A 4913-nucleotide genomic window follows, 5' to 3' on the forward strand; every position below is an offset into this window, starting at 1 on the left:
ATACTATATAATTATATTTTAATGAGCTTTTAATATCTATAAAAAATTGTGCAAAATTTTAATTCACTTATTTAAATAAGCACTGTTTGAAATAGTTTCATTTTTCAAACAGTGCTTTAATATAAAAATGTTTAATTACTGTTGGACTGGGTAACTTACAATGATATTTAAATCGCCCTCAAATTTAATATCTTTATCTTCTGTGGTTAAGATAAAGTGTTTCCCTTTTTCAATCTCAAATGATTCTTCATCAATTACTAATGTGCCTCGACCTTCTATTATTGAAACTAAGCAATAATCATGTGTCTTCTCATATTTTAACGAACCTTCAATATCCCATTTATCTACAGTAAAGAATTCATTAGATACAAATTGGGTAAATTTGTGACCTTGTCTATTTTCAACAATAGGCTCAGTATTAGGACTTTCATTAGAAATATTAATAACATCTTTACTTTGCTCTAAGTGTAATTCGCGAGTATTACCCTTCTTATCTTTTCTATCATAGTCATATATTCTATAAGTTGTATCTGAAGATTGTTGTGTTTCTAGAATCATAATACCTGAGCCAATTGCATGTACAGTTCCTGCTGGTACATAATAAAAATCTCCTGGCTTAACTTTGACAGTTTTAAATAATTTATCAAATGCTTTATTATCAATTAGTTCATTTAATTCTTGTTCATCTTGGACATTTACACCATAAATAATTTCAGCATCTTCTTTAGCGTCTAGAATGTACCAACATTCTGTTTTCCCGTACTCATTCTCATGTTTTAATGCATACTCATCATCCGGATGTACTTGTACTGATAATTTATCATTTGCATCAAGAATTTTAGTAAGCAAAGGAAATTTGTCTCTAGAATCATTTCCAAATAAAGTTTTATCCTCGTTCCAAACTTGATCTAAGGTTTTACCTTTATGTTTACCATTCTCAATCATATTTGGTCCATTGGGATGTGCTGAGATAGCCCAACATTCTCCAGTTAAATCATTTGGAATATCATAGTTAAATTTATCTCTTAAAGCTGTTCCACCCCAAATACGTTCTTGAAATACAGGTTTTAGAAATAATACCATATACTATCAATCCTTTAAATTTCTTTTAAAATATTATAAATTTCGTCTTTATCATTGGCGTTAATTAATTGATTACGTGTATTATCGTCCATTAAGGTTTTAGATAATCTTTGTAGTAATTTTAAGTGTGCATTGTTACTACTACTTGGTACTACAATCATAAATACAATCTGCGGTTTAGATCCATCTAAACTTTCCCATTCAATACCTTCTTTATTTTGTAATACCGCTACAGCTGGTTGTTTAACTGCATCTGATTTACCATGAGGAATTGCTACGTTCATACCAATTGCCGTAGTAGATTCTGCTTCTCTATCTAAAATTGCCTTTTTCACGTCGTCAAAATTTGTAATATAATGATTTTCTTTTAATTTACTAATTAATTCATCAATCACATTGTCACGAGTTAATTGATTATGTTTAATTTCAATAATATTTGTATTGAAAACATCTTCACTTTTTACTTCTTCCTCTGTTTTCTCATTACGCTTTTGATTTTGTAATGGGTCTTCGGTTGAAGGTGTAGTGCCAACAACTTGTGTTTTATTATCATTTTCTCTTTCATTAATTGATTCAGAATTTACATTTGAATCATCCACCTCATTAGCAGGTGTATTCTTTTTGAAAAGTAGCACCGTTAACATTGTTATAATACTACCAATGATAACAGCGATAAAGAACCATACTATTTTATCAATGCCACCTAATACAGCTACAATAGGACCACCGTGAGCAACTCTGTCACCTACACCACCTAACGCAGCAATTACCGAACCAACCATGGCACCTATCATATTTGCTGGAATAATACGTAAGGGGTCTTGTGCCGCAAATGGAATAGCACCTTCTGTAATACCAAATAGTCCCATAGTGAAAGAAGCTTTACCCATTTCTTGTTCTGCTTTATTAAATTTTCTTTTTTGAATAAATGTAGCTAATCCTAATCCAATTGGTGGAATACAAACTGCTACTGCAACCATTCCCATTACTGCATAGTTACCTTCTGCAATTAATGCTGAACCAAATAAGAATGCCACTTTATTAACAGGGCCGCCCATATCGAATGCTATCATCGCACCGATAATTAAAGCTAAGATAATAATATTAGCGCCTTGCATACCTTTTAACCAACTTGTTAATGCTTCGAATACACTTGCAATTGGTGCCCCGATTACAAAAATAAATATCAAACCAACAACTAATGATGCAAGAATTGGAATAATAATTATTGGCATAATAGGAGCCATAGCTTTAGGTACTTTAATTTGTTTAATCCATTTTGCAACATAACCAGCGATAAAACCTGCTACTATACCGCCTAAGAAACCTGCACCTGCTCCACTACCATATAAACTTCCATCTGCTGCTATAGCGCCCCCAATCATACCAGGCACTAAACCAGGCTTATCAGCAATACTATAAGCAATATATCCAGCTAGTATTGGGACCATAAATCCAAATGATAATTTACCAATACTTTCAATAGATTTCCAAAAAGAATGATCTGGTATAACCAATCCTTGTGCAGTTGGTTTTCCTCCCAATGTTAATGCAATAGCGATAAGTAATCCACCAACCATAATAAACGGTACCATAAATGAAACACCATTCATTAGGTGTTGGTACACCATTTGGATTCCACTTTTATTTTCTTCATCTTCTTTATTATTAGTAGTTGACGCATTTTTATCATGATAAATACGTGCGTCCTGATCAATAATTCTTTGAATTAATTCTTTAGGTCTATGAATACCTTCTCTAACGCTTTCATTAATTAATCTTTTCCCATCAAAACGCGATAAATCTACTTGTCTATCGGCTGCTATTATAATTCCATCCGCTTCCCTAATTTCTTTAGCGGTTAAGGCATTTTCAGTTCCGACTCCACCCTGAGTCTCTACCTTAATTTCTACTCCCATTTCTTTAGCAGCTTGTTCTAATTTCTCTTGTGCCATATATGTATGAGCTATCCCATTTGGACAAGAAGTTATAGCTAGAATTTTCATCCTAATCACTCTCCTTACCATTAATTGTAAGCGAATACATTCAACCATAAAAAAGAATAATTACCGTTTCTAGTGGCAATTATTCTTTAATTAAATTTATGAGATTATCTTTTATTTGTTTATCTGATAAATAAAGCATTCTTTTAATTTCTATTTCACTTAATTGTGCAATTGATTGAATAAAACTTTTAGCTACTGCTAAATCTTTTTTAGAAATTGCGAGAAAAAAGACTAAATTCACATTGTATTGTTTCCATTTAATATCTTTTTTACTTTTAAAAACTATAATATGAGATTGTAAGACTCTTTCAGGATTTCCATGAGGTATAGCTATCCCCTTCCCTATGTATGTTGAGGAAAACTTTTCTCTTTCTAAAGCAGAATCAATATACTCATTTTCAATAGCTTTATTATTCTTCAAAATCACGTTAACTCTTTCGAATATAGAAAGCATATTATCGTAATTTTCTTTATCTGTTTCTACTATAATATTAATACTATCTAATTTATCATTAATCGCTACAGGATTTCTTTTTTCATTTAGATAATCTTTAATTTTATTTTCGTCTTCTTTAGAAAATAAAGGTGTCACCACTAAAATATTTACATCACACATTATTTTCGATTGTTCGATTTCGTTTGTAGTAACCAGTAAATCTATATTTGAAAAATCATAATCATTTATTTCTTCCAATTTAATTGTATCTATAATATTAATTTGTTTACTTAACTTAGAAATTTTAGTTTCTAATAAACTGGAAATGCCTAATCCATAGTAGCAAGCTATTACTATATTAAACTGTTCTTCTTCATTTCTTTCTATTGAGGATTGAAAATGAATAGTTAAAAAGGCTATTTCATCTTCACTTAATGTAATATCGGATTCTTCTGATAATTTTTCAATCACTTCAAATAACACACTGAATATAAACGGATATAGTTTCTTAATATTGTTAACTAAGGGATTATTTAAATAAATATTCTTTATTAACCTCAGATAAGTTCTACTAAAATGTGAATAAAGATTTTCTTTTAATAAATTATCCTCACTAAATTTCACACCAACTTTTTCTTCCATAAGAGTAATTAATCTATTGATATAACTCTCAATGAAAATTTTCTCTACACCCAATTCAAACTTATTAAAATGGTAACTTATAAAAAATGAAAATAACTTACTAGTTTCGTCATCTAAGTTATATCTAAGTTTTGAATTTATTTCGGAAATGCATTTCCTAGAAATTTCTAAAGCTTCTTTATTAATTTTCCAAGATATTTTTTCGGGCTCTTTCCGTTTCATAATTAAAATTAAATGAATGACTAATTGTCTTATTTTAAAATTTGAAGTACTAATATGATATTTCGCTAAATTTTTTTGAACTATATTTAATATCGCATTTACATGTGATTTCGGTAGTTCATTTAGAATAAGATGCTCAACACTATTATCTTCTTCAGACAATTGATTAAGATGTAAAATGGCATTATTAATATTAGTCACACTTCCTAAAATACTGATACCTTTTTTTCTTTTAATCTCAATCTTTACATTAAACTTTTCACACCATGCTTGAATACGAGATAAATAATCTAATAGTTCTGTTCTTGAAACATGATAATCTTTTTCTAATTTATTTAGAGTTATTTCACTATTTTCCATTAACAAACGATAACCCAAATTAATAATCGTCTTACTGTCTTTTTCATTCAATGATTTTAAAAGATCATTTATCTTATCAATTTCATAACTTTCAGTGTTAAGTGTATAACCTTTAGACTTTACGCTAATAATTAATGAGTTTAAAAAGTCAGTATTTATATATT

General features: G+C 29.5%; 3 protein-coding genes. All 3 read right to left on the reverse strand.

The features are described from left to right. Positions 1–135 precede the first annotated feature (135 nt). Positions 136–1083: a mannose-6-phosphate isomerase, class I gene (gene manA, locus CD127_RS11245; protein ID WP_103366779.1), complete on the reverse strand. Its 948-nt coding sequence runs from the start codon at positions 1081–1083 to the stop codon at positions 136–138. A 14-nt stretch (positions 1084–1097) separates the two neighbouring features. After that, positions 1098–3089, reverse strand: a complete 1992-nt coding sequence (locus CD127_RS11250) for a fructose-specific PTS transporter subunit EIIC (RefSeq protein WP_103366780.1) — start codon at positions 3087–3089, stop codon at positions 1098–1100. Between the two features lie 79 nt (positions 3090–3168). Then, positions 3169–4913: BglG family transcription antiterminator (locus CD127_RS11255; RefSeq protein ID WP_103366781.1), on the reverse strand; the 1745-nt coding region annotated here is incomplete at its 5' end.

Origin of the sequence: Staphylococcus petrasii (assembly GCF_002902565.1) — a bacterium.
Taxonomy (GTDB): Bacteria; Bacillota; Bacilli; order Staphylococcales; family Staphylococcaceae; genus Staphylococcus; species Staphylococcus petrasii.